This window comes from Mesorhizobium sp. L103C119B0, assembly GCF_000502235.1.
Lineage (GTDB): Bacteria > Pseudomonadota > Alphaproteobacteria > Rhizobiales > Rhizobiaceae > Mesorhizobium.
This window is the reverse complement of the sequence record NZ_AYXE01000001.1, coordinates 452,803-477,579: the sequence shown is the minus strand read 5'-3', so window position 1 is coordinate 477,579 and position 24,777 is coordinate 452,803. Positions and strand designations below refer to the sequence as shown.

The window sequence follows — 24,777 nt, the reverse complement described above, 5'->3', positions numbered from 1 at the left end:
TGCCGCACCAAGCCGCTTCGGTTAGGACACGCCCACTCCAAACAAGTCATCGATTACTAAGCGAAAAGACCCATCCCATGGCCGACAAATCGGAAAAGACGAAAGCGCGGCTGCCGCGCGGCTTTGCCGACCGCAGCGCCGACGATATCCGCGCCGTCGAGAAGATGATGGCGACGATCCGTTCGGTCTATGAGCTCTACGGTTTCGAGCCGGCCGACCAGCCGCTGATCGAATACACCGATGCGCTCGGCAAGTTCCTGCCCGACCAGGACCGGCCTAATGAGGGCGTATTTTCTTTCCAGGACGATGACGAGCAGTGGCTGTCGCTGCGCTACGATTTGACTGCGCCGACAGCGCGCTACGTCGCCGAGAATTTTGAGAAGCTGCCGAAACCCTATCGCAGCTACCGCTCCGGCTGGGTGTTCCGCAACGAAAAGCCCGGCCCGGGCCGCTTCCGCCAGTTCATGCAGTTCGACGCCGACACGATCGGTACGCCGGGCGTCGCAGCCGACGCCGAGATGGCCATGATGATGGCCGACGTGATGCAAGCGCTCGGCATCAAGCGCGGCGACTACGTCATTCGCGTCAACAACCGCAAGGTGCTTGACGGCGTGCTGGAGGCGATCGGCCTTGGAGGTGACAACAATGCCGGCCGCCGGCTGACCGTGCTGCGCGCCATCGACAAGCTGGACAAGCTCGGGCCGGAAGGCGTGAAGCTTCTGCTTGGGCCGGGCCGATGGGATGGCGGCAAGGAAGGCGAGGGCGACTTCGCCAAGGGCGCTGGTTTGGACGACGGGCAAGCTGAAGCAGTTCTTCTCGCCACGGCAAGGAACGCACAGGTCGACCAGGTTTCCATAGTGAGCTCGAACTCGACTTACCAAGAAGGCGTCGGCGAGCTCGCGACGATTGAAGCCCTGGTCAGGGCGGCCGGATATGGCGAAGATCGCATCGCCATGGACCGCTCCGTCGTGCGCGGCCTCGAATACTACACCGGCCCGGTCTTCGAAGCCGAATTGCTCGCCGAAATCCCCAACGAAGACGGCCAGATCGTGCGCTTCGGTTCGGTCGGCGGTGGCGGNGGTGGCGGCCGCTATGACGGGCTGGTCTCGCGCTTCCGTGGCGAGCCGGTGCCGGCGACCGGCTTTTCGATCGGCGTCTCCCGCCTGATGACGGCGCTGAAGAACCTCAGCAAGCTGGACACCACCGATGTCATCGCGCCGGTCGTCGTGCTGGTGATGGACAAGGATACGGAAAGCCTTGGCCGCTACCAGAAGATGGTCGCAGAGCTACGCGCCGCCGGCATCCGCTCAGAGATGTATCTCGGCGGCGCCGGCATGAAGGCGCAGCTGAAATACGCCGACCGCCGCGGTAGCCCGGTCGCGATCATCCAGGGCGGCGATGAGCGCGCCAAGGGCGAGTTGCAGATCAAGGATCTGATCGAAGGCGCGCGCATGTCCGCTGAAATCGCCGACAACGCTGAATGGCGGGCTGCCCGCCCGGCGCAGGTGACGGTGGCGGAGGGAGAGCTGGTCGCCGAGGNCCCCCTCTGGCCTGCCGGCCATCTCCCCCTCAAGGGGGGAGATTGGATGTCGCGCATGGTTTCGCCAATCTCCGGCGTTGAAGAAGAGGCGCTGCGCTCCGAGCTGCCAATCTCCCCCCTTGAGGGGGAGATGGCCGGCAGGCCAGAGGGGGGTGCCTCGCGCCACGCATGACCTCCCGCTATCCCGCCATCGCATCCGAAATCACCAAACTCTTCGCCACCCGCAACACCCATGCGGTCGAGGTCGCGGTGCTGCAGCCGGCCGACCCATTCCTCGACATGGCCGGCGAGGATCTGCGCCGCCGCATCTTTCTCACCGAAAGCGAGACCGGCAAGACGCTGTGTCTGCGGCCCGAATTCACCATCCCCGTCTGCCTCGACCACATCGCCTCGCAGGCCGGCACGCCGCGCCGCTATTGCTATCTCGGCGAAGTGTTCCGCCAGCGCCGCGAGGGCGGCAACGAGTTCTTTCAGGCCGGCATCGAGGATCTCGGCGACCGCGATACGGCCGAGGCCGATGCGCGTTCGCTGGCCGATGCGCACGCGCTGCTGCAGCTGGTGCTGCCGGCGCAACCTCTTGCGATCACGCTCGGCGACCAGACCATCTTCGAGGCGGTGCTGGCGGCCCTCGGCCTGCCGCGCGGCTGGCGCATGCGACTTGCGCGCGCCTTCGGTTCGGCGCCGATGCTGCAGGCAGCGTTGTCCGATCTCGCCAACCCGCCACGCAACGGTCAGCTTGACGGCGAAGTCGCGGCCCTTGTCCTCGATCGCGATCTCGAAGCGCTTTCCGCCCACATTGCCGGCGGCATGGAAGAGGCCGGCCTGCTGGCATCCGGCGGACGCGCGCCCGCCGACATTGCCCGGCGGCTGATCGAAAAGGCCGAACTGCGCAGCGTGCGGTTGTCGAACGAAGCGTTTGCGGCGCTCAGGGATTTTCTCGCCATTGACGTGCCGCTCGACGGCGCGAGTGCTGCGCTCGAAAGTTTTGCGGCCTCTGCCGGGCTTTCGCTGGGCGCGGCGCTGGAAAAATTCGCCGCCCGCGCCAAAGCCATCGAGGCACATGGCCTGCCTGCAAAGACGATCCGCTACGACGCTGCCTTCGGCCGTCCGCTGGATTACTACACCGGCATCGTCTTCGAGATCGCAGCACTTGGTGGCGAGCGGCCGCTGGCCGGCGGCGGTCGCTACGACCGGCTGCTGACCCTGCTCGGCGCCAAGACGCCGATCCCCGGCGTCGGCTTCTCCGTCTGGCTCGACCGCATCGAAGCGCTGCGGGGAGAGCCGCAATGATCACGCTGGCGATCCCATCGAAAGGCCGGCTCAAGGAGCAGGCCTTGGAGGTACTGGCCAGGGCCGGGCTTGCCGTCAGCCTGCCCGGCGATGAGCGCCAGTACCGCGCCCGCATCGACGGCGCCGAGGGCATCGAGGTGGCGTTCCTGTCGGCGTCCGAAATCGCCGGCGAGATTGGGCAAGGTTCGGTCGACCTCGGCATTACCGGCGAGGACCTGCTGCGCGAAAACCTCGCCGACTGGGAGGCGCGCGCCGCAATCGTCGCGCGTCTCGGTTTCGGCCATGCCGATGTCGTGGTCGCGGTGCCCGGCATCTGGCTCGACGTCGACACCATGGCCGACCTCGACGATGTCGCCGCCGATTTCCGCCAGCGCCACGGGAGGCGGCTGCGGATCGCCACCAAATACTGGCGGTTGACGCAGCAATTCTTCTCGCAAAAGCACGGCATCCAGGTTTACCGCATCGTCGAAAGCCTCGGGGCCACCGAAGGCGCACCGGCGGCAGGCCTCGCCGACGTCATCGTCGACATCACCACCACCGGCTCGACCCTGCGCGCCAACCATCTCAAGGTGCTGGCCGATGGGGTTGTGCTGAAGTCGCAGGCCTGCCTGGTGGCTGCCCGGAAAGATCGTGCGCCGGCGGATGAGGCGCTAGTGCGGGAAATAGCCGCGAAGATGAGCGCGCTCCCTCCCTCTTGAGGGGAGGGTGGACAGCCGCCAAAGGCGGATGGACGGGTGGGGTCGCTCCGGCAGTGCTCGACGCGAGACGACCCAAGCCGGGTCGACCGTGACCAAGGAAGTCGAGCACTTCGCCGTGGACCCACCCGCCTCGCTTCGCGAGGCACCCTCCCCTCGAGGGGAGGGGAACCGCCTGTACTTTCCACCACCCACTCAGGCTGATAGGCTCGCCATATTCCGGGAGGAAACGGCGATGGCGATCAATCTCGACGAGCTCAAGAACGCCACCAATCTGCGCGGGCGCGGCAGGGCGTTCATCGCCCCGCTCGACGGCCGCGCGCATGTCTCCGGCGACCGTTCGGTGCCGCTGCTCGACAAGACGATCCCTCAGCTTTTCTCCGGCACGGTCGGCAGATACGCCACGCAGGATGCTGCCGTCTTCGTCGGACAGGACAAGCGCTTCACCTGGAGCGAATTGTCGGACACGGTCGATACGCTCGCCGCCGGCTTCCTGGCGCTCGGCCTCGAAAAAGGCGACCGTGTCGGCATCTGGTCGCCCAACCGCTGGGAATGGCTGGTCACCCAATTCGCCACCGCTCGCATCGGCCTGATCCTGGTCAACATCAACCCGGCCTACCGGCTGACGGAGCTGGAATATGCCCTCAACAAGGTCGGCTGCAAGGCGCTGGTCACCGCCGCCAGTTTCAAGACCTCCGACTATCTCGGCATGATCGAGACGCTGGCGCCGGAGCTCGCCAAGGCCACCCCCGGCAAGCTCAAGGCGCAGAAATTGCCGGCGCTGAAGATCGTCATCCGCATGGGCGACGACAACTCGCCCGGCATGTTCAATTTCGCCGATGTGCTGTCGATGGCCGGCCGCGACGAGCATGACAGCCTCGACCGCATCTCCGAAGGGCTGAAGCCGGGCGAGGCCATCAACATCCAGTTCACATCAGGCACGACGGGCGCGCCCAAGGGCGCGACGCTGACCCACACCAACATCGTCAATAACGGTAATTTCGTCACCGCTGCGATCAAGCTCACCGTCGACGACCGGCTCTGCATCCCGGTGCCGCTCTACCACTGCTTCGGCATGTCGATGGGCACGATGGGCTGCGTCTCAAAGGGCGCGACCATGGTCTTCCCGGGCGAGGGTTTTGACGCCGGCGCGACGCTGAAAGCGGTGGCGCAGGAACGCTGCACCGGCCTCTACGGCGTACCGACCATGTTCGTCGCCATGCTCGACCATGCGGATTTCGCCAGCTTCGATCTCTCCAGCCTGCGCACCGGCATCATGGCGGGCTCACCATGCCCGATCGAGGTGATGAAGAAGGTGGTGTCGCTGATGCATATGGAAGAGGTGACCATCGCCTATGGCATGACCGAGACCAGTCCGGTGTCGTTCCAGAGCAGTGTCGACGACCCGCTGGAAAAGCGCGTCTCCACCGTCGGCCGCATCCATCCGCATGTCGAGGTCAAGGCCATCGACGCCGACGGCGCCACCGTCGCGGTCGGCGCGCCGGGCGAGCTGTGCACCCGCGGCTATTCCGTGATGAAGGGTTATTGGGACGATGCGGAAAAGACCCGCGAGGCGATCGACAGCGATGGCTGGATGCACACCGGCGACCTCGCCACGATCGACGCCGAGGGCTATTGCAACATCGTCGGCCGGGTCAAGGACATGGCCATCCGCGGCGGCGAAAACGTCTATCCCAGAGAGGTCGAGGAATTCCTCTACCGCCATCCCAAGGTCAAGGAGGTGCAGGTGTTCGGTATTCCCGACGCCAAATATGGCGAGGAGCTGTGCGCCTGGATCGTGCTGAAGCCCAACCAGATCGCCACCGAGCAGGAGATCAAGAATTTCTGCGCCGGCCAGATCGCCCACTACAAAATCCCCCGCTACATCCGCTTCCGCACCGAACTGCCGATGACGGTGACGGGAAAACCGCAGAAGTTTCTGATGCGCGAGGCGATGGTGGAGGAACTGGGGCTGGTGGTGCAGAAGACGGCTTGAGGGTTGAACGCCGGGGGACGGGACTGCCCGGCTTCGAAACGACACTGGGGTGCTCGACAGGCTTCCGCAAGGTTCGCCGAACGCATTGGGGCTTGAATGACTGGTTTCGCACGATCAGCGACTTCCTATGCGATGCCTTTGGCCGCGCTGGCACTGGCCGTTGCGGTCAGAGCCAGCGGGCTACCGGTGGACGAAGGTTCGCCGAGCGTCAGGATTCTCGTCGGAGCGCTCTCGAGTGCGATCATGTTCATCACTATTTTCGTGGTGCTCGATCACGCCGAGGCGGTGGCCCACCGTGTGGGGGAACCCTACGGCACATTGGTGCTGACTTTTGCCGTAACGGCAATCGAGGTGTCGATCATCGTTTCCATGATGCTGCATGGAGAGAACAACCCCACGCTTGCACGTGAGTCCGTCTTCTCGACGGTGATGATTGCCTCCACCGGCGTTGTGGGGACGTGTCTCACGTTTGGCGGCTGGCGTCATCGCAAGCAGGCAATTGTCCGGCAAGGGACAAGCGCATATCTGGCGGTTCTGGCCGCACTGACCGTCATGACGCTTATCCTGCCGACCTACACGCGGACCACCGATCCCGGCACATTTTCGGCAGCTCAGCTTGGCCTTGTGAGCGTACTTTCCGTGCTGCTCTATGCAAGTTTTGTGTTCGCGCAAACCGTCCGGCACCGGGACGACTTCATCGAAGGACTGGCACACGACCTTTCGGCGCGAACCGCCCCTCACAAAAGCATCTATTCCAGCGCTCTGCTCCTGGCAATCGGACTGATCGGAATTGTCATGCTCGCCGAGCAGGTTGCCGCAAGTGTTGAAAATGCGCTCGTTGCTTACCAGGTGACCCAGGCTGACAGCATTGTGGGGGCAATGATCGCGGGTCTGGTTTTGATGCCGGAAGCCATTTCGGCGGTTCGCGCTTCACTCAACAATGAGCTGCAGCGCGGCCTGAATGTCGCAATGGGTTCGGCTTGCGCCACGATTGGTTTGACGATACCTGCGGTCGCAGCAGCCAGCCTGCTTACGGGACGAGGGTTGACCCTGGGGCTCCCGGAAGCTGACGCAGTACTTTTGGTTTTAGCGCTTTTCATATGCGGCGTAAGCTTTAGCAACGAAAGGACGACCTTCCTGACCGGAATCGTCCATGCCGTTGTATTTTTTACGTATGTTTTTCTGGTATTTATCCCTTGAGGCTTTGGTGCGGTCTGGCGACCAGCCATCAATGCGGGTATTCGCGAACGCGCCTGATTTGAGTTTCTTTTCGGGGTTCCCAAGGCGACATCCAAGACCCAAACGACTCACACCCCCAGCACCGCCGCATCCAACCCCCGAATGATCTTCGCCAACTCGACGCATTCATCATGCCGCACCTTGTTGCGGCGCCAGGCGAGGCAGATCGTGCGTTGCGGCATTGGCTCCTGGAACGGCACGATCTTGAGGTCCGGCATGGCGCTGGCCGGCCTTGCCGCCATTTCGGGGATGAGCGTGACGCCGAGACCATGCGCCACCATCTGCAGCAGCGTCGTCAGGCTGGTGGCGCCGTAGCTTGCCATCGCTACGGGACGCACGCTGCCGCACAGGGCCAGCGCCTGTTCGCGCAGGCAGTGGCCTTCCTCCAAAAGCATCAACCGCTCCAGCGCCGGGCTTTCCGGCGGCACCGGTGGCGAGGCGAAGGCTGGATCTCCGGCTGGCACGGCGAGGAAGAAGCGGTCGGCGAACAGTTCCTCGGTGACCAGGCCCGGCTGCTCGAGCGGCAGCGCGGCGATGAAGGCGTCGAGCCGTCCGGTTGCCGTGTCCTCGACCAGTGATGCCGTCACTGCTTCGCGCAGTTCGAGCTGCAGGGACGGAAAATGCCGCTTCAGCTCCGGGAGCACATGCGGCAAAAGATACGGCGCCACGGTCGGGATGATGCCCAGCCGGAAGCGGCCTTCCATGGCCGGGCGGCCGCGCCGGGCCGTCGTCTCGACATCACTGATGTCGCGCAGGATGCGCTCGATGCGTGGCAGCAGCGCTTGCGCCTCTTCCGTCATCCGCACCGTCTTGCCGCCGCGCTCGAACAGCCGGCAGTTCAGCCTTTGCTCCATCTCGGCGATTTGCGCGGACAGCGCCGGCTGGCTGACGCCGGCGAGTTTTGCGGCGCGGCCGAAATGCAGCGTTTGCGCCAAAGCCTCGAAATATTGCATCTGCCGCACGGTCAAGCCAATCATAAGGAAAGCCTATCGCAACAAACAGGAAAGGCAATTTGTTTTTATCGAAGAGACGGCTTAGTCTGGAACCATTCCAGAGTGGCGCGGCTCCCGGCCGGCCCGGAAAAAACAACACATAAATCAGCAATTCGGAGGCCAAGATGGACGCGATGACCGACGACAACAGCGCCGGCAAATGCCCGGTCGCGCATGGAACCTCCGCCAGGACCAACCGCGACTGGTGGCCGAACCAGCTCGACATCGGCGTTCTCCACCAGCAGTCGAGCCTTTCGGACCCGATGGGCGAAGCTTTCGACTACGCCGCGGAGTTCAAGACGCTCGACCTCGACGCGGTGATCGAGGATTTGCACAAGGTGATGACGGATTCGCAGGATTGGTGGCCGGCCGATTTCGGCCATTACGGGCCGCTGTTCATCCGCATGGCCTGGCACAGCGCCGGCACCTATCGCATCGGCGACGGCCGGGGTGGCGCCGGTGCGGGCCAGCAGCGTTTCGCGCCGCTGAACAGTTGGCCGGACAACGCCAATCTCGACAAGGCGCGCCGGCTGCTGTGGCCGGTCAAGCAGAAATACGGCCGCAAGATCTCCTGGGCCGACCTGTTGATTCTCACCGGCAACGTTGCGCTGGAATCGATGGGCTTCAAGACCTTTGGCTTTGCCGGTGGCCGCGCCGATGTCTGGGAGCCCGAGCAGGATGTCGACTGGGGTTCGGAAACCAAGTGGCTCGACGACAAGCGCTATTCCGGCGACCGTGAGTTGCACGGCCATCTCGGCGCGGTGCAGATGGGCCTGATCTACGTCAACCCGGAAGGGCCGAACGGCAAGCCGGATCCGCTGGCCTCGGCCCGCGACATCCGCGAGACCTTCGGACGCATGGCAATGAACGATGAGGAAACCGTGGCGCTGATCGCCGGCGGCCACACCTTCGGCAAGACCCATGGCGCCGGTGATGCAACACTGGTCGGCGCCGAGCCGGAAGGCGCGGGCATCGAGGCGCAGGGCCTCGGCTGGTCGAGCAAGCATGCCACCGGCATTGCCGGCGATGCGATCACGTCCGGCCTCGAAGTTACCTGGACGACGACGCCGACCAAGTGGAGCAACAACTTCTTCGACAATCTCTTCAACTTCGAATGGGAGCTGACCAAGAGCCCGGCCGGGGCCCATCAGTGGACGCCGAAGGGCGGCTCTGGCGCGGCTACGGTGCCGGACGCGCACAATCCCTCGAAGCGTCATGCGCCGGCAATGCTGACCACCGACCTCGCGCTGCGGGCCGACCCGGCCTATGAGAAGATCTCGCGCCGCTTCCACGAGCATCCGGAGCAGTTCGCCGATGCCTTCGCCCGTGCCTGGTACAAGCTCACCCATCGCGACATGGGGCCGGTCGTGCGGTATCTCGGCCCGCTGGTGCCGAAGGAAGAGCTGATCTGGCAGGATCCGGTTCCGGCCGTCGACCATGAGCTGGTCAGCGACCAGGATATCGCATTGCTGAAGGCCAAGATCCTGGCTTCGGACCTCAGCGTTTCGCAATTGGTCTCGACCGCCTGGGCCTCGGCCTCGACCTTCCGCAACTCCGACAAGCGCGGCGGCGCCAATGGCGCGCGCATTCGTCTGGCGCCGCAGAAGGACTGGGAGGTCAACCAGCCTGTCGAACTGGCCACCGTGCTGGCGAAGCTCGAAGCCATCCAGAACGAGTTCAACGCAGGCGGCAAGAAGGTCTCGCTGGCCGACCTCATCGTGCTCGGCGGCGTCGCCGCGGTCGAGAAAGCGGCGCAGGATGGCGGCAATGCGGTGAAGGTTCCCTTCACGCCCGGCCGCACCGACGCCTCGCAGGCGCAGACCGACGTCCATTCCTTTGCGGCGCTCGAGCCGAAAATTGACGGCTTCCGCAACTATGTCAGGGGCAAACCGCCGATGTCGGTCGAAGCCATGCTGGTCGACCGGGCGCAACTGCTCAACCTGACGGCGCCGGAGATGACGGTGCTGGTTGGTGGCCTGCGCGTGCTCGGCGCCAACACCGGCGGCTCGAAGCATGGTGTGTTGACCGACAGGCCGGGCACGCTGACGAACGACTTCTTCGTCAACCTGCTCTCGATGAGCACCATCTGGGATCCGGCCTCCGAGCCGGGCTCGCATGAGGTCTATGAAGCACGCGACCGCAAGACCAGGGCAGTCAGGTGGACCGCCACACGCGCCGACCTGATCTTCGGCTCGCATGCGCAGCTGCGCGCGCTGGCCGAGGTCTACGGGTCGGCGGATGCCGGGCAGAAATTCGTTGGCGATTTCGTCAAGGCGTGGACCAAGGTGATGAACGCCGACCGTTTCGACATCGCTGCCTGATACAACCTCCCAAACGAAGGGCGCGGGCCGAGGCCCGCGCCCTTCGTTTTCGCAGGCTTCGAAATCAGTCCTTTTCGAAGATGCGTGCCTTGGCGACGACGCCAGCGATTGCGCCGCCGATCAGCGGCGCAACGATGAACAGCCAGAGCTGGCTGAGGGCTGCGGCACCGGTAAACAGCGCCGGGCCGATCGAACGCGCCGGATTGAGCGAGGTGCCGGTCACCGGGATCATTGCGAAGTGCAGTCCGGCCAGCGTCAGGCCGATGACCAGGCCGGCGAACGCCGTCGAGTGCTTCTCGGCGGTGACGCCGAGGATGACGGTGACGAAGGTGAAGGTGCCGATCAGCTCCCACAGGAAGGCCGAACTCGTCCCCCATTTCGCCACGTCCCAGCCATTGGCGCCGAAACCGGTGGTGTGCCCGCCGGTCTGGCCGGAGACGATGATCCACAGCGCCAGCGAGGCCAGAATGGCGCCGATGATCTGCGCGATCCAGTAAGGAATCACACCCTTGGCCGGCAGCCGGCCGGCAAGGAAGACGCCGAGCGTGACGGCCGGGTTGAGATGTGCGCCTGAGATGGGACCCACCGCGTAAGCCGCCGCAATCAGGCCGATGCCGAACGCCAGGCCGATGGCTTCCTGGCCCAGCGGCAAGTCGGCGAGAAAGCCACCCGTCGCCACCGACGCCGTGCCGATAAACACCAATAGAAATGTCCCTAGAACTTCCGCAAGATACGTTTTCATTGCCCTCTCCTCGTATCGATCCGTCGGTCCGCTTTTCCGCGCCGCGAATCATGGCGCAAAGAGTATTCCCAACGCAAAAGCTTGGAAAGCAGAGCAATTGCGCCACAGATCGTGCTTACGGCGGCCAGTTACCAACATTAGAGACCTTGCATATATTTGAGATTTGTTATCGCCGGCGGGCGGACATTTGCCGGCGGGGAAAATCGTCGGCCGCGAGCGGAAGGCCTCGTCGCCGCGAAATTCAAGCGGGGTTCAATCTCGACGCGAAACGCTCTAAGAGCAGGCCGAAAGATACTGTGCTCGATAGATGGAATGACGAATGCGACTGGGCGGACGGCTGGCGGCAGCCATTGAAGTGCTGGACGACATTGGCCGGCGCCACCGGCCGGTGGCCGATGCGCTGAAAGATTGGGGCCTGTCGCATCGCTTTGCGGGCGGCGGCGACCGCGCGGCGATCGGCAACATCGTCTACGACGCGCTGCGCCACAAACGTTCCGCCGGCTGGCTTTTAGGTGAAGACACGCCCCGCACCATCGGCTTCGGCGCGCTGCTCATCGAATGGGGCCAGACGCCGCAATCGCTCAACGATGCGCTCCAGGGTGACAAGTTCGCGCCGCCGCTGCTCAGCGCCGCCGAGTTGCAGGCGCTGGCCGAGCGCCGGCCTGAAGACGCGCCGGAGGCGGTGCGGGCGGACATACCCGACTGGTGCGCGCCGCTCTTCGAACGATCCTTTGGCGCAGACTGGGTTGCGGAAGGGGCGGCTTTGGCGACCCGCCCGCCGCTCGACATCAGGGTCAATACGCTGCAATCCGACCGCGCCAAAGTGCTGGCCGAACTCGCCGACACTGGCGCCAAACCGGCTGCTATCGCGCCGCAAGGCATTCGCATCCCGCCCATCGACGGCGACGGCAGGCACCCGAACGTACAGGCCGAGCCGGCCTTCCAGAAAGGCTGGTTCGAGGTCCAGGACGAGGGTTCGCAGATCGTTGCCGCCCTTGCCGGCGCGCAGGCCGGCATGCAGGTGCTCGACTTCTGCGCCGGCGCCGGCGGCAAGACGCTGGCGCTGTCTGCGGCGATGGCCAACAAAGGCCAGGTCTTCGCCCATGATGCCGAAAAGGCGCGACTGGCGCCGATCTTCGACCGCCTCCGCCGTTCGGAAAACCGCAACGTGCAGGTCGTCACCAAGCCGGCTGAACTCAGCCCCCTCGTGGGCCATATGGACATTGTGCTGGTCGATGCGCCCTGCACCGGCAGCGGCACCTGGCGGCGCCGTCCCGACGCCAAATGGCGGCTGACGCAAAGACAGCTCGATGCCCGCAAGGGCGAGCAGTCGGCGATCCTCGACGCGGCCAAGGCCTATGTCAAACCGGGCGGCCTGCTGGTCTACATCACCTGTTCGGTGTTCGACGAGGAGAATGGCGAGCAGATCGCTGCCTTCCGCGAGCGGCACAAGGGCTTTGTCCCGGTCGATCATCGCGCGCTCTGGGATGCCAGCTTCCCCGGCCACGCAGCGGCCGCCCGGATCGGCAAGACAAGCGATATCTCGCTGTCGCCGGCGCTCAGCGGCACCGACGGGTTCCATTTCTGTGCGCTGCGTCGGGCGAATTGACGCTGCGATTGACAGGCTGACATAGCGCCAGTTGCAGATGCGCGGCGTCGGCCGCCAGACGGGGTAGAATTCTTGCAAAGATATGTGTCGCCTCTGCTTTTCCTCATTCTGGTGCTCGGCGGCGGCCTGTTGATCGGCTATGCGACGTTGCCGGGTGAATGGTATGCCTCGCTCGCCAAGCCGCCCTTCAACCCGCCCAACTGGGTCTTCGCGCCGGCCTGGACGCTCCTTTATGTCCTGATCGCCGTAGCCGGCTGGCGGACATGGGAGCGGGAACGAGCAGGCGCCGCGATGAAGATCTGGGCCCTCCAGCTTGTTCTGAACTTCGCCTGGTCGCCGACTTTCTTCGGCGCCAAACTGGTGGGGCCGGCACTGGTCGTGATCCTGGCTCTTCTCGCCAGCATTGCGCTGTTCATAGCCACGGTGTGGAACCGCGATCGGGTTTCCGGCTGGCTGTTTGCGCCCTATTCCCTATGGGTGGCCTTCGCCACCTTGCTCAATGCGTCGCTGCTCCTGTTGAACTGAGTGCTTTGCTGCAGTGCAGCAAAAGCATTTGCGTGGCGTTCAGGCGTCTGCGATAAGCTTTGCAGATAAATCAGGGCGATGGCCATGGCAGCAAAGATCGTACCCGCACCCGATTATGAGGACCGCGTCAGGGCGTCGTTCGCCCGCCAGCAGGCGATGGCGACCATTGGCGCCGAGCTGACCCTTGTGACGCCGGGCATCATCGAGATCGAAATGCCCTATTCGGCCGCACTCACGCAGCAGCATGGTTTCCTGCATGCCGGCGTGATTTCGACCGCACTGGACTCGGCTTGCGGCTACGCCGCGTTCTCGCTGATGCCGGAAAATTCCGGCGTGCTGACCATCGAGTTCAAGGTCAATCTCCTGGCGCCCGGCCGGGGCGAACGCTTCCTGTTCCGCGGCTCGGTGACCAAGCCCGGCCGCACCATCATCGTCGCCGACGGCCAGGCCTACGCCTTTGCCGCCGATGGCGAGGCCAAGCTGATCGCGACCATGACCGGCACGATGATGACGGTGGTTGGCCGTGACGGGATAGCAGGCTGATGGCCAAAATTACGCGAATTGGTGGCAAGGACGTCCTCTTCGTCATGGCGGCGCAGGCCGAGTACGGTCCGCATCTGCAAAAACTGTTCACGCCGCTGATGACGGGCGTCGGCCCGGTAGAGGCAGGTGTGCGGCTCGGCGCCGAACTGTCATGGCTGAAATCCGAGAAGGCGTTGCCCGATCTCGTCGTCTCGCTCGGCTCCGCCGGCAGCCGCACACTGGAGCAGACGGAAATCTACCAGGCGGTCTCGGTCAGCTATCGCGACATCGACGCTTCGCCGCTAGGCTTCGAAAAAGGCGCGACGCCGTTCCTCGACCTGCCGGTGACCGTCCCGCTATCATTCAGGATACCGGGCATTAAAGAAGCCAGCCTGTCGACCGGCGGCGCCATCATCACCGGCGCCGCCTACGACGCCATCGCCGCCGATATGGTCGACATGGAAACCTTCGCCTGCCTGCGCGCCTGCCAGTTGTTCGATGTCCCGCTTATCGGCCTGCGCGGCATTTCAGACGGTGCAGCCGATCTGCGCCACGTTGGCGACTGGACCGAATATCTGCATGTCATCGACGAGAAGCTGGCGGATGCGGTCGCTCGGCTCGAACAGGCCATCGGCTCCGGCACGCTACACAAGGAGCAGCCTGGGCAAGAGTCGGCGCCGCTCTGAAAGTCGGGTTGCGCACCCCATTGCGCCGACTCGTTTCTTTCTCTAAAGGCTCGCCATGACGACAGCCAATCATCCCGATACAGTCCTGATTGTCGATTTCGGCAGCCAGTTTACGCAACTCATCGCCCGCCGCATCCGCGAGGCTGGCGTGTTTTCCGAGATCGTGCCGTTCCAATCGGCCGAAGCTGCCTTCAAGCGCATCAATCCGAAAGCCGTGATCCTGTCGGGCGGTCCCGCCTCGACATCGGACATCGGCAGCCCGCGCGCGCCGCAGATCGTCTTCGATGCCGGCGTACCTGTGCTCGGTATCTGCTACGGCCAGATGGCCATTTGCGTGCAGATGGGCGGCGTCGCCGAAAGCTCGAACCATCGCGAATTCGGCCGCGCCTTCGTCGAGATCGAAAAGGACAGCCCGCTGTTCGAGGGCCTGTGGGCGCCAGGCCAGCGCCACCAGGTGTGGATGAGCCATGGCGACCGCGTCATCTCGCTGCCCAAGGGGTTCGAAGTCTTCGGCAAGTCGGAAGGCTCGCCTTTCGCCATCTTCGGCAACGTCGCGCGCAAGATGTACGGCATCATGTTCCACCCGGAAGTTGTGCATACGCCGGATGGCGCCAGGCTGCTGAGAAACTTCGTGCACAACATCGCCGGCATCGAAGGCGACTGGACGATGCGCGCCTATCGCGAGCATGCGGTCGAGACAATTCGCAAACAGGTCGGCAAGGGCAAGGTGATCTGCGCGCTGTCGGGCGGCGTGGATTCATCGGTCGCCGCACTTTTGATCCACGAAGCGGTCGGCGACCAGCTGACCTGCATTCTTGTCGACCATGGCCTGATGCGCAAGGACGAGGCCGCCGGCGTGGTGGCGATGTTCCGCCAGCACTACAATCTGCCGCTGATCCTGGTCGACGCGTCGGAAAAATTCATCTCGGCGCTGGAAGGCGAGTCCGACCCCGAGAAGAAGCGCAAGACCATCGGCCGGCTGTTCATCGAAGTGTTCGAGGAAGAGGCCAAGAAACTCGGCGGCGCCGATTTCCTGGCGCAAGGCACGCTCTATCCCGACGTCATCGAGAGCGTCTCCTTCACCGGCGGCCCGTCGGTGACCATCAAGTCGCACCACAATGTCGGCGGCCTGCCGGCGCGCATGAACATGCAGCTGGTCGAGCCGCTGCGCGAACTGTTCAAGGACGAGGTGAGGGCACTGGGCAAGGAACTCGGCCTGCCCGAAAGTTTTATTGGCCGCCATCCGTTCCCTGGACCAGGCCTTGCCATCCGCTGCCCCGGCGGTATCACCCGCGAAAAGCTCGAAATCCTGCGCGAGGCCGACGCCATCTATCTCGACGAGATCCGCAAGGCCGGCCTCTACGACGCCATCTGGCAGGCTTTCGCCGTGCTGCTTCCGGTGCAGACCGTCGGTGTGATGGGCGACGGCCGCACCTACGAATTCGTCTGCGCCCTGCGCGCCGTGACGTCCGTCGACGGCATGACCGCCGACTTCTACCACTACGACATGGCTTTCCTCGGCGCGGCGGCCACCCGCATCATCAACGAAGTCCGCGGCATCAACCGCGTCGTCTACGACGTGACGTCAAAGCCGCCAGGCACCATCGAGTGGGAGTGATTCAGGCCCACTCAAACGCCGCCGAAAACACGCCATTGTACGCCATAACTATTTGACAACACATATAAACCCATTCGGCGACAATCGGTGCGCAGAGATTGGATTGACGGACCGGCTGAGGGACCTTCCGCATATTGGTAGCTCAGATTTTTCGAAGTACCGTCAGATCCAATGAGGCTCTGACGGTATTTTTTTATGCCTTAAGGAATTGAAGATAAAACAAAATTTCTGCCGAAGAGCCTCGAAATTGTACTGACGGTACTTTTCAGGAGGTAGCGGGGAATGCTGACGGACGTCGCCCTTAAAGCCCTGAACCAAAAGAGAACATCTACAAGATTGCGACGGCATGTATGTTCGCGTCATGCCCAGTGGCGCGATCTCCTTTCGGCTGGATTACAGGCTCAACGGAGGCCGCGAGACGGTCTATCTTGGCAGGTATGGACGGGACGGAATCTCGCTTGCCTCAGCCGGGAGAAGTGTCTCGACGCGAAGCGCGCTATTGGCGAGTGACGGTCGCCGGCGATAGAAAAGCAGCGCGACAAGCGCCGAGTTGTCACCCCGGTCTCCGGCCGACTTCAGCGCCGAAATGGCTACCAAACCAAAGCGATGCCCGGGCCTCCAAGGCCTCTTCTTATTCCGGCCAAGCCGGCCCGGAGCGCCGCATTCACTCACATCCCTTGAACCTGAGTGCAGAGTTGCCGCATCGAAGCCATTTGAGCAGCCGAGTTCGCGCCCGAACCCGTGCTGGTGCTGGCGGTCGTATCGCCAGCTGTATTCGAGGATCCCGACGTGCCGGTGGTTGTACCCGAACCAGTGCTGTTGCTGGCCGTGGTGTTACTGCCGGTCGAACCAGAGCTGCCTGAAGTGCCGGTGGCTGTGCCAGAGCCGGTGCCGATACTCGCCGTTGTATCACTGCCGGTCGAAGCCGAGCTACCTGACGTGCCGGCCATTGTGCCAGAGCCAGTGCCGTTACTGGCCGTCATCCTCGAGCAGTCGGAGCGAACCTGTGCCTGCTGTTCAGAGCTCAGGGACGACCAGTTCTTGCGGATCTCATCCTGCGACAGAAGTCTTCCCGAATTGGCGTCGCTGAAGAATGAGCCGGAGAGCTTGCTGTCCCAGCCGCTCGGGATACCGCTTTGGCCGGAGCCGGACGTAGAGCTCATACTGGACCCGGCCGATGAGCCGGACGTTCCGTTCGTGCCGCTGGATGTTCCCGACGACTGCGCCAAGGCCGCGGTGGCGAGACAGAGAGAGATCGCTGTAGCTGTCAAAATCTTACGTTTCATGTGAGTCTCCTTTGGGGTTCGACGCCGTTGCGGCGTCGAATCCTAATCCCGAGGAAAGGCACTTGTTCCTGTAAAGAGTGGAATTCGATGTCATGATCCTTGTGCACCAGCCTTGGCCTCGAATGCGATGCCGGAGCGCTTCAACGACGACTGACGCCTCAGGCGAGAGCTGTCCGCTACTGGGTGTTAGAGGCGATATGCGGAACGCTTCCCGAATAGTTGGGTGCCACCATCGGGTAATTGCGAGGCAGGTTCCATTTGGTTCGGTAATCGTCCGGATTCATGCCCAGTCGGCCAAGGTGCGAACTGCGTCGGGTCTCGGTTAGAGACAGGAGGGTGGCCTTTGCCGCGGCGTATAGCTCGACATGCGGAGCTCGTCTCGACCGCGCACACTCAATATGTTTTACGATGACGCCCCCCAGATGTCATATGAGCGAATGCCTTTCCGGCGAAATAAATTGCTCCCAGCAGGTCGACGCTCAGCACCTTCAGCCAGCCCGCTCTAGTGAATGCCTCAATGGTTAAAGATTATCAGGCCGGCGCGTTGTTGACGATTATTACCAACCTGCCGAACGCGTGAGCGCAAGTCGACAGCACCGTGATAGCGGCCTCCCCGGCGCGCCCCTTGTCGAACCGATGCGCGCCTTCTCGACCTTGCCTCCACCCACGTCGGCTCACCCGTGCACCTTCGGTGCCCAACCGCATGGCGATGGCCAGTCAATGCCGCTTGCAGCAACGGTTACAATGCAGTCTTGTTATCCAGGCGCATCGGGTTCGACCTCTTTCTGGGGAGCAGCAAGTGGTTCAGTCCAGCCTTCAGCGACCCGATCCACGCTCAGCAGGCTGCGCGCATAATCCTGTTGCGCGCGAACAATGGCATCGTCTTGCTGTGAGGGAAGAAAGACCGGCAAAGCAAGGCAGACACTTTGTGTGCCAACAGCTTGTTCCAGTTCGCGATCAGCGCCTTGAAAGCGCGCCCCACCGCCCTCGGATTTCGGTCGAGGTCATAGAGGCCGAGCGGATTGATCCGTCCGTTGTTCTCCCGAAGCGCACTGTCCCAGTCCACCTGATCCGTCAGCGAGTACCAGGTGAAGCCTACGATGGGGATGCCATCGTTGCGGATCCGCAGCACGTTGGCCCACTCTTTCCACAGCCAATAGACGGCCTCGTCTCCATTGGGGCCTTCGCTGATGTTGGTCTCCGTATGCATTACGGGAAGCCGGTAGCGGTTGAAGTACTGCCGCGTGATCTCGTCATAGCCAAACACCTCGCCGGACCCGGACGTCGTTCCGTCTGCCCAAACCCGATGTTCGTTGGTCTGGTAATAGTCGGTGCCCATCACGCAATGCCTGCGCAGATGGCTTTCCAGGAAGAAACTGTATTCTTCGGCCGTCATCCCGTTTTCGAGAAGATAGCGATAGGTGTGCGCGTCGACGTCATGACCGTAGTTGAGGTCAAGCGACAGGAAACGCTCGCTGTTGAACCGTTCCGCTCTGCCGACCGCCTCGGGAGAATCGGCGTGGAAGTATTCCGAGGATTCGCTCTGAATGAAGATGGCGTCCGGCCGCACCTCGAGAATCGCCCGCATGGCAAGCACGTTCGCCTTCACGATGTGCTTGAGGGCGGTGACGAAAGCAGTGTCGCTGCTCAGTTGTTCGTTCCACCATCCCCAGCGGGCCGAAAAGGTGGCGCAGATGAACATCTCATTTATTGGGGTGAAGAGCTGGATCCACGGATAGCGCATCGCGAAATCCCTGGCGTAGTGCTCGAATAGTGTCGGAAAGTCCGGGTTCTGGAAGTTGCCAATCCAGTCCGGCACGCCAAAATGGCAAAGGTCGACGATCGGAAGAATGTCTTTCGCCTTCAGGTCCGCGAAGGTCTCATCGGCGAATGCCCAATCATAACGTCCGTCACCCAGCCATGTTTTGTGGATGGGAGGTCCGTAGCGGAGGAAATGCACCCCGAGATCCTGGACCAGTTCGAAGTCGGTGCGCCATCGTTCGTAGAAGCGGCATTTTTCCATTTCGTCGACGCGCTCCCGGCCTTGTCGAATGGTGGGGGTGCTGTTCTCGATGCCGGTGGCAAACATGAACGTGAACATTGATGGTCCTTAGCCAAGGCGGAGATGCCCGCGCTTGGTCAAACGTTCAGTGCTCGACGCAGTTCCTGCAAGACTGCTTGTCAAGTTCGGTGGGCGCCTGACAACCACGTGCCTGCAAGTGCTATTCACAGTCGGTTGACCGTTCGTTGCGAAAGGCAACGGCACATGGCGGAAAAGCCTTCGAACCGGCTTTTTGCCAAAGCCGGAGAATGGCTGGTCGAGAAGGTTCAGCGGCGATTTCTCCAGCCTCACCCGGCCATTCGGAAAGATGGCGCTACGCTCGTGATTGTGAGCAGGGGCCACCCAGGCATAGGCGGGTCGAGATTGGCGGAATTCTATCCCACGGTTCAAGCGAGCAGCTTGCGCCGAATATGATCGGACTATGCTGGACGGAGAGGTCGGCTTCGGGCCAGCCCAGTTGGCGTCAAACGGGTCTTTGCGAGTTAAGGCGGTATGGTAGTTATCCACGTTTGCAAACTGCAAACGGACGTTCCGCTGCCGGCCCATTTGAGCCATTCACTGGGACGCAGACCCGCGGTACATCACCGATATTCTCGAAGCCAATAGTTGGTCTCGTTCATCGTCCCATGGTTCGACAGACCCATACGAGAGAATACGAGAGATATGGACCGGCGAACCATCCGCTGTATTGATCTCCTGTAGAAAACAGTGCCCCTCAGAGACTAGCATGATCGTTATTTGTCAATGCGCTGCGAAGCTGTTCGCCCAATTGATTCAAGAAGCTGATCCAGCCACTCCCTGACCGCATTTATCTTCTGCCGAACGGCAGCACCGCGCCTGAATCCTGCCTCCGGATCAATGTTCGCGTGCGCAAAAACGGCCGCTCGCGAACATACATTGACAGGTCCAGTTCCGAATAATAAGTTCGCTCATAGAACGAATTAACGGGAGTTCAATGTGACTGACCTGCCGCGCATATCCCGTCAGTTCTCACAGCGCTCCGTGATGGAAGCGATCGTCCAGGGCGGGCCGATCTCCCGCGCCTCGATCGCCAAGCTGACGGGCCTGTCGAAGCAGACCATCTCCGAAATCATGCGCGGGCTCGAGCAGGAGGGCTGGGTCCAGGAAACCGGCCGCACCAGCGGCCATGTCGGGCGCACCGCCGTCACCTACGAACTGGTCCACGACGCAGCCTATATCATCGCCGTCGACCTTGGCGGCACCAAGGTGCGGGTCGCGCTGACGGACCTTGCCTGCCAGATCTTTGCCGAAGCCGCCACACCGACCGACCCGCGCGGCGGCCAGTTCGTCGTCGATCAGATTGCAGCGCTGGCCTTCGATGCCGCGGCCAGACAGCACGTCGCGCGCAAGAAGATACGCCTGGCCGTCATCGGCGCGCCTGGCGCTCCTGACCCGGCCACCGGCCGCATTTTAATGGCGCCGAACATTGCCGGCTTCGACACAATGAATGTGCTGGATGCCTTCGAAGAAGCGCTCGGCGTCGCGGTGATGATCGAGAACGACGTCAATCTCGCGGTGCTTGGCGAGAACTGGCTCGGCCAAGGCCAGGGCATCGACAATCTCGCCTACATCGCGCTCGGCACCGGCATCGGCAGCGGGCTGATGCTGGGCGGCCATCTGGTGCGGGGTGCTGGGCACGCCGCCGGCGAGATCGGTTTCATGCCGATCGGGGCCGATCCCTTCACCGAGGAATCACTGCGCACCGGCGCATTCGAACGCGCGGTGGCCACCCACGCCATGACCGATCGCTACCACGCTCTCACCGGCAGGCAGGTCTCGGTGCCGGCAATATTCGAGAATGCCGCGCTTGGCGACAAGGACGCGCTCACCGTGCTCGACGAAACTGCCCGCCATCTGGCGCAAGGCGTTGCGGCAATCGCGGCGATCGCCAATCCAGAAAAGTTTATCCTCGGCGGCTCGATTGGGTTGCGGCCCGAAATCCTGTCCAGGGTGCAGGCGCTTCTGCCGCTATGCTTCCCCTATCCGGTCAGGGTCGAGGCGAGCGAACTCGGCGCACGCGCAGCCCTCATCGGCGCGGCGGCAATCGGCCTTGGCCAGTTGCACAACACGCTGTTCGGCGTCGACGCGCCTGATGGCCGGATTTCGCTGCCGCCTGCCCAGGCCGCCGCCCTGAAGGAGGCCGCGATATGACTCACGATATTACCGCCCGCCTGCAGGCAGCGCTCGACCGCGACGACGCACTAACGCTGTTTCGCCGCGCCATCGGCCGAGAGAGCATCACCGGCAACGAAGCCAACTTCGTCGACTTCCTAGAAGCCAGGATGCGCGACCTTGACCTCAGCGGCCTGACCAGGACGGAATTTCTTCCCGGGCGGCCCAACATCTGGGGCGAGCGCAAGGGGGCCGACCAGGGAAAGCGCCTGCTGTTCATGGGCCATACCGACACCGTCCATGTCGACGGCTGGCGCGAGCATTGGGCAGGCACCGAGCGTGAGGATCCGTTCGCCGCCCCGATCATTGATGGTGCTGTCTGGGGCCGCGGCTCAGGCGACCTCAAGGCCGGCATCACTGCTTCGCTGGCGGCACTCGCGCTACTCGACAAGGCAGGCGTTCGCCTCAAGGGCGACGTCGCCTTCGCTTTCATCGGCGACGAGGAGAGCGGCCAGCCCGGCACCGGCATTTCCGCCGGGATCAAGCACTTCGTCGGACGCATCGAGACCGGCGAGGTCACAGCACCCGATTTCAGCGTCTATGTCGAGCCGACCCGCCTGGCCGTTTATGCGGCGCAGATCGGCTTCTTCATCACCGATATCTCGATTACCGGCAAATCCGCCTATTTCGGTGTGCCAGAACTCGGCAAGGATGCGCTCCGTGCAAGCCATGCCGCGATGACGGCGCTTTGGAAGCATTCGGATGAGGTCGCCGCGCGCGCCGAGCACAAACTGGTCGGGCGCGGCTTCCTGCTTATCACCGGGCTTGCCGGCGGCGGCTACATTGCCGTTCCCGAGCGCTGCACGCTCTCGCTGATCCGTAAGCTGTTGCCTGGCGAAGACCTCGACACCGCCGCCGCCGAGATCGAGGCTGCCGTGCGCGGCGCGATCACCGATCCGGATATTTCGGTAGAGTTCGCCTACCCCGCCGGCCGCGACCACAGGCTGGGCGGCACCGCTGCCGAGATCGGCGAAACGCGGGCGGAAGTCGCCATGCTGTCCGACGCGATGGCCGGCGCAATGAGCGGACGCGGCGTCATCGAGGGCGCACCGTTCTGGTCGGAGTCCCCCTTCATCATCAATCAGCTCGGTATTCCTGCCGTCTATTGCGCGCCCGGCGACATCAGGAATTGCCACACATTCGAGGAGCACGTGGATGTCGAGGAATATTTCGCCGGCATAGTCGGCTTCGCCGCCTTCATGGCCCGCTATTGCGGCGTGGCCGACTGAACCACCAACGAAGCAAAATGGGAGAACTGACATGCCGATGAAGACACTGATCGCCGCCGCCTTTGCCGGCGGATTGATGCTTGCCGCCAACCCAGCTTTCGCACAGACGGTCGGCCCGCAGGGCGAGAGCGCCACGCCGAGCGCCGACGTGATCCTAAGCGATGCCGACATCGCCGCGCTCAAGGACAAGGGCTACAAGGCTGCCTTGCTCTGGCACACCTCGTCCGATTTCACCAATGCGGTAACCGCCGGCGCCACCGACGAATTCGCCCGCGCCGGTATCACCATTGCGGTCAAAACGGATGCCCAGTTCGACTCCGCCCGCCAGCGCAGCGACATCGAGACGGCGTTGGCCGCAAAGCCCAACGTCATCTTGGCGCTGCCGCTCGACCCGGTCACCTCGGCAGAAGCCTTCCGCCAGGCGGTCAAGGACGGCACCAAGCTGGTGTTCCTGTCCAACTTGCCCAAGGACTACAAGCAGGGCACCGACTACGCTTCGATCGTGACTGACGATCTATTCCAGATGGGCAAGCAGGCTGCGGACGCGATGGCCAAGGCGATCGGCGGCAAGGGCAAGGTCGGCTACATTTTCCACGACGCTGCCTACTACGTCACCAACCAGCGCGACCAAGCCTTCAAGACCACCATCGAGAAGGTCTATCCCGACATCAAGATCGTCGCCGAACAGGGCATATCCGACCCGGCCCGCGCCGAGGAACTGGCCAACGCGATGCTTTTGCAACATCCCGATCTCGACGGCATCTACGTGACCTGGGCCGAGCCGGCCGACGGCGTGCTGTCGGCGCTACGCGGCGCCGGCAACGCCAGGACCAAGATCGTCACGCTCGACCTCGCCGAGCCGGTCGCGCTCGACATGGTCAAGGGCGGCAATGTCGCAGCCCTCGTCGCCGACAAGGCCTATGAACTCGGCCGCGCCATGGCTGCTTCCGGCATGAAGTCGCTGCTTGGCCAGCCGACACCAGCCTTCGTCGTCGCCCCGGCCCTGACCGTCACCAAGGAGAATGTCGCGCAGGGCTGGAAGGACTCGCTCAACCGCGACGCGCCGCAGCCGGTGCTCGACGCGTTCAAGTAAGGCTCTCGCTCCGGCGCGGCCCGCCGCACCGGAGCTTTTCTTCGACAACAAAAAGGGGAATCGGGACATGCGCATAGCATCTGCAATCATAACGACGGTGGCGAGCCTGCTAGCCATGCACGCCTTCGCCGCCGAAGGCGTCACCACAGGACCGAATGGTGAAAAGCCGGTGCCGGCGAGCAGTCTTACGCTGACGCCAGCCGAAGAGCAGCAGATCAAGGACGGCAAGTTCACCGCCGCCCTCGTCTGGCACGAGATGAGCGAATACACCAACGCCGTCAATGCCGGCGCCCATGACGAATTCAAGCGCCTCGGCATCGAGGTGGTGGCGCAGACCGATGCCGGTTTCGACGCCGCGCGACAGAAGGCCGATATCGAGACGGTGATGGCCAAAAAGCCGTCGATCATCCTGTCGCTTCCCGTCGATCCGGCGACTGCAGCTTCGGTCTACGATCCGGCACGACAGGCCGGCGTCAAGCTCGGCTTCGTCGACAATTCCCCGGCCGGCTACAAGCAGGGCAGGGACTATGTCACCATCGTCTCCGACGATCTCTTTCAGATGGGCAACAAGGCCGGCATCGCCATGGCCGAGGCGCTCGGCAAGAAAGGCAAGGTCGGCTACATCTTCCACGATGCCGACTTCTACGTCACCAACCAGCGCGACCAGGCCTTCAAGAAGACCATCGAGCAGGACTATCCCGATATGAAGATCGAGGCCGAGGCCGGCATGGCCGACCCGGCGCGCAGCGAAGACATCGCCCAGGCGATGATCACCCAGCATCCGGACCTGGACGGCATCTATGTCACCTGGGCCGAACCGGCGCTGAGCGTGCTTTCGGCCTTGCGCGGTGCCGGCAACACGCACACCAAGATTGTCACGCTCGACCTCAATGAGCCTGCCGCGCTCGACATGGTCAAGGGCGGCAACATCGCGGCCCTCGTCGCCGACGAGGCCTACAGCATTGGCGTGACGCTGGCGCGCGCCTCGGCAGGTTCTCTGGTCGGCAAGAAGGCCGAACCATTCTATGCCGTAGATTCCATCGCCGTCACCAAGGACACGGTGAAGGACGGTTGGAAGAAGTCCCTCAACAGGGACGTACCGGCGGCTATCGCGGACGCGGTGAAATAGGCTCGAGGCG

18 protein-coding genes and 3 pseudogenes are annotated in these 24,777 nt (G+C 63.1%); 17 read left to right on the top strand and 4 right to left on the bottom strand.

Annotated features, from left to right (window positions below; all coding sequences use genetic code 11):
* Positions 1–77: 77 nt before the first annotated feature.
* The 5 genes and pseudogenes from hisS to X728_RS164000 all read left to right on the top strand — a co-directional run.
* Positions 78–1,538 (top strand): annotated as a pseudogene (hisS, locus tag X728_RS163980) (histidine--tRNA ligase); the annotation flags it as partial.
* A 170-nt stretch (positions 1,539–1,708) separates the two neighbouring features.
* Positions 1,709–2,830, top strand: a complete 1,122-nt coding sequence (locus tag X728_RS163985) for an ATP phosphoribosyltransferase regulatory subunit (protein ID WP_023830443.1) — start codon at positions 1,709–1,711, stop codon at positions 2,828–2,830.
* A complete protein-coding gene (gene hisG, locus X728_RS163990; protein ID WP_023830442.1) occupies positions 2,827–3,528 on the top strand; it encodes an ATP phosphoribosyltransferase in 702 nt (233 codons plus the stop codon). Before X728_RS163985 ends, hisG begins: the two co-directional genes overlap by 4 nt.
* Before the next feature lie 232 nt (positions 3,529–3,760).
* Positions 3,761–5,521 (top strand): AMP-binding protein, encoded by a 1,761-nt coding sequence (locus X728_RS163995; RefSeq protein ID WP_023830441.1) that lies wholly within the window; start codon positions 3,761–3,763, stop codon positions 5,519–5,521.
* A gap of 96 nt (positions 5,522–5,617) precedes the next feature.
* Complete coding sequence (locus X728_RS164000; protein WP_023701299.1) at positions 5,618–6,721, top strand: calcium:proton antiporter; 1,104 nt, start codon at positions 5,618–5,620, stop codon at positions 6,719–6,721.
* A 107-nt stretch (positions 6,722–6,828) separates the two neighbouring features.
* Here X728_RS164000 and X728_RS164005 read toward each other — a convergent pair whose 3' ends face one another.
* On the bottom strand, positions 6,829–7,737 hold the full coding sequence (locus X728_RS164005) for a hydrogen peroxide-inducible genes activator (protein WP_023667719.1): 909 nt from the start codon (positions 7,735–7,737) through the stop codon (positions 6,829–6,831).
* 140 nt (positions 7,738–7,877) lie between these two features.
* On the opposite strand from X728_RS164005, the gene katG reads away from it, so the two are divergent.
* A complete protein-coding gene (gene katG / locus X728_RS164010; RefSeq protein WP_023667720.1) occupies positions 7,878–10,073 on the top strand; it encodes a catalase/peroxidase HPI in 2,196 nt (731 codons plus the stop codon).
* Between the two features lie 64 nt (positions 10,074–10,137).
* On the opposite strand, the gene X728_RS164015 is transcribed toward katG, so the two are convergent.
* The gene (locus tag X728_RS164015) at positions 10,138–10,815 is read right to left on the bottom strand and encodes an MIP family channel protein (RefSeq protein ID WP_023686840.1); all 678 of its coding nucleotides are present in this window, start codon (positions 10,813–10,815) and stop codon (positions 10,138–10,140) included.
* A 319-nt stretch (positions 10,816–11,134) separates the two neighbouring features.
* Between X728_RS164015 and X728_RS164020 the strand changes: the two genes are divergently transcribed.
* The 7 genes and pseudogenes from X728_RS164020 to X728_RS164045 all read left to right on the top strand — a co-directional run bounded on the left by X728_RS164020 (position 11,135) and on the right by X728_RS164045 (position 17,065).
* Complete coding sequence (locus X728_RS164020) at positions 11,135–12,424, top strand: RsmB/NOP family class I SAM-dependent RNA methyltransferase (protein ID WP_023701301.1); 1,290 nt, start codon at positions 11,135–11,137, stop codon at positions 12,422–12,424.
* Positions 12,425–12,508: 84 nt separating this feature from the next.
* Complete coding sequence (locus tag X728_RS164025) at positions 12,509–12,949, top strand: TspO/MBR family protein (protein WP_245261809.1); 441 nt, start codon at positions 12,509–12,511, stop codon at positions 12,947–12,949.
* A gap of 84 nt (positions 12,950–13,033) precedes the next feature.
* Complete coding sequence (locus X728_RS164030) at positions 13,034–13,492, top strand: PaaI family thioesterase (RefSeq protein WP_023686843.1); 459 nt, start codon at positions 13,034–13,036, stop codon at positions 13,490–13,492.
* Positions 13,492–14,157 carry a 5'-methylthioadenosine/S-adenosylhomocysteine nucleosidase gene (locus X728_RS164035; protein ID WP_023745697.1) on the top strand — a complete coding sequence of 222 codons (666 nt, stop codon included), beginning with the start codon at positions 13,492–13,494 and terminating at the stop codon, positions 14,155–14,157. The genes X728_RS164030 and X728_RS164035 overlap by 1 nt, the downstream gene beginning before the upstream one ends.
* A gap of 55 nt (positions 14,158–14,212) precedes the next feature.
* Positions 14,213–15,775, top strand: a complete 1,563-nt coding sequence (gene guaA, locus X728_RS164040; protein WP_023707954.1) for a glutamine-hydrolyzing GMP synthase — start codon at positions 14,213–14,215, stop codon at positions 15,773–15,775.
* 282 nt (positions 15,776–16,057) lie between these two features.
* Positions 16,058–16,282, top strand: a pseudogene (locus tag X728_RS1000000168215) (Arm DNA-binding domain-containing protein); the annotation flags it as partial.
* A gap of 234 nt (positions 16,283–16,516) precedes the next feature.
* The gene (locus X728_RS164045; protein WP_023830440.1) at positions 16,517–17,065 is read left to right on the top strand and encodes a hypothetical protein; all 549 of its coding nucleotides are present in this window, start codon (positions 16,517–16,519) and stop codon (positions 17,063–17,065) included.
* 172 nt (positions 17,066–17,237) lie between these two features.
* On the opposite strand, the pseudogene X728_RS1000000168210 reads toward X728_RS164045, so the two are convergent.
* A pseudogene (locus X728_RS1000000168210) lies at positions 17,238–17,363 on the bottom strand (MucR family transcriptional regulator); the annotation flags it as partial.
* Positions 17,364–17,896: 533 nt separating this feature from the next.
* Positions 17,897–19,162 carry a family 1 glycosylhydrolase gene (locus X728_RS01000000166120; protein ID WP_348625620.1) on the bottom strand — a complete coding sequence of 422 codons (1,266 nt, stop codon included), beginning with the start codon at positions 19,160–19,162 and terminating at the stop codon, positions 17,897–17,899.
* A gap of 918 nt (positions 19,163–20,080) precedes the next feature.
* On the opposite strand from X728_RS01000000166120, the gene X728_RS164050 reads away from it, so the two are divergent.
* The 4 genes from X728_RS164050 to X728_RS164065 all read left to right on the top strand — a co-directional run bounded on the left by X728_RS164050 (position 20,081) and on the right by X728_RS164065 (position 24,767).
* Positions 20,081–21,295 (top strand): ROK family transcriptional regulator, encoded by a 1,215-nt coding sequence (locus X728_RS164050; RefSeq protein ID WP_023681814.1) that lies wholly within the window; start codon positions 20,081–20,083, stop codon positions 21,293–21,295.
* Entirely contained in the window at positions 21,292–22,545 is a 1,254-nt protein-coding gene (locus tag X728_RS164055) for a M20/M25/M40 family metallo-hydrolase (RefSeq protein ID WP_023667730.1), read from the top strand. The genes X728_RS164050 and X728_RS164055 overlap by 4 nt, the downstream gene beginning before the upstream one ends.
* A 31-nt stretch (positions 22,546–22,576) precedes the next feature.
* Positions 22,577–23,638: a substrate-binding domain-containing protein gene (locus X728_RS164060; RefSeq protein ID WP_031194643.1), complete on the top strand. Its 1,062-nt coding sequence runs from the start codon at positions 22,577–22,579 to the stop codon at positions 23,636–23,638.
* A gap of 67 nt (positions 23,639–23,705) precedes the next feature.
* Entirely contained in the window at positions 23,706–24,767 is a 1,062-nt protein-coding gene (locus X728_RS164065) for a substrate-binding domain-containing protein (RefSeq protein WP_023735717.1), read from the top strand.
* Positions 24,768–24,777 lie beyond the last annotated feature (10 nt).

Excerpts from the sequence above, each read along its gene's own strand:
- X728_RS164030 (WP_023686843.1), top strand. The coding sequence starts at position 13,034 with ATGGCAGCAAAGATCGTACCCGCACCCGATTATGAGGACCGCGTCAGG.
- X728_RS01000000166120 (WP_348625620.1), bottom strand. The coding sequence starts at position 19,162 with ATGTTCACGTTCATGTTTGCCACCGGCATCGAGAACAGCACCCCCACC.
- X728_RS163985 (WP_023830443.1), top strand. The coding sequence starts at position 1,709 with ATGACCTCCCGCTATCCCGCCATCGCATCCGAAATCACCAAACTCTTC.
- X728_RS164065 (WP_023735717.1), top strand. The coding sequence starts at position 23,706 with ATGCGCATAGCATCTGCAATCATAACGACGGTGGCGAGCCTGCTAGCC.
- X728_RS164035 (WP_023745697.1), top strand. The coding sequence starts at position 13,492 with ATGGCCAAAATTACGCGAATTGGTGGCAAGGACGTCCTCTTCGTCATG.
- guaA (WP_023707954.1), top strand. The coding sequence starts at position 14,213 with ATGACGACAGCCAATCATCCCGATACAGTCCTGATTGTCGATTTCGGC.
- X728_RS163995 (WP_023830441.1), top strand. The coding sequence starts at position 3,761 with ATGGCGATCAATCTCGACGAGCTCAAGAACGCCACCAATCTGCGCGGG.
- X728_RS164015 (WP_023686840.1), bottom strand. The coding sequence starts at position 10,815 with ATGAAAACGTATCTTGCGGAAGTTCTAGGGACATTTCTATTGGTGTTT.
- X728_RS164060 (WP_031194643.1), top strand. The coding sequence starts at position 22,577 with ATGCCGATGAAGACACTGATCGCCGCCGCCTTTGCCGGCGGATTGATG.
- X728_RS164005 (WP_023667719.1), bottom strand. The coding sequence starts at position 7,737 with ATGATTGGCTTGACCGTGCGGCAGATGCAATATTTCGAGGCTTTGGCG.
- X728_RS164055 (WP_023667730.1), top strand. The coding sequence starts at position 21,292 with ATGACTCACGATATTACCGCCCGCCTGCAGGCAGCGCTCGACCGCGAC.
- hisG (WP_023830442.1), top strand. The coding sequence starts at position 2,827 with ATGATCACGCTGGCGATCCCATCGAAAGGCCGGCTCAAGGAGCAGGCC.
- X728_RS164020 (WP_023701301.1), top strand. The coding sequence starts at position 11,135 with ATGCGACTGGGCGGACGGCTGGCGGCAGCCATTGAAGTGCTGGACGAC.
- katG (WP_023667720.1), top strand. The coding sequence starts at position 7,878 with ATGGACGCGATGACCGACGACAACAGCGCCGGCAAATGCCCGGTCGCG.
- X728_RS164000 (WP_023701299.1), top strand. The coding sequence starts at position 5,618 with ATGACTGGTTTCGCACGATCAGCGACTTCCTATGCGATGCCTTTGGCC.